The sequence below is a fragment of the Psychrobacter sp. 78a-MNA-CIBAN-0178 genome (assembly GCF_040309625.1).
GTDB classification, from domain to species: Bacteria; Pseudomonadota; Gammaproteobacteria; order Pseudomonadales; family Moraxellaceae; genus Psychrobacter; species Psychrobacter okhotskensis.
In genome coordinates, this window is record NZ_JBEOOZ010000116.1 from 1 (window position 1) to 278 (window position 278).

Annotated in this window: 1 protein-coding gene; it reads left to right on the forward strand. The window is 48.6% G+C overall.

Annotated features, from left to right (window positions below; translation table 11 throughout):
* Positions 1-278, forward strand: a 278-nt coding sequence (locus tag AAEY80_RS14480; RefSeq protein WP_350588564.1) for a capsule assembly Wzi family protein, incomplete at both ends; no start/stop codon positions are given.

Below are 278 nucleotides of genomic sequence, written 5' to 3' on the forward strand. Positions count from 1 at the left end.
GGTTTATGCTGAGTATGCAGACACGCGGAGTAGTGGCGATGTCAAAGGCGTATCGTATGATCATTTTCTCTATACCGATGGTTACTATCAGCAAGGCTATCCGCTCGGTCACGCTCTTGGCGGTGATGCAGAGAGCATATCAGTAGGTGGCAAGCTATGGCTAGATAGTCGAAACTTTATCAATGCCAAGCTGCAGCATGCGAAGGTAAACCAAGCCGATGAAGCGATTAACCAAGCCTATCCAACAACGGATAAGCTCACCGCTGTCGATGTTGCAT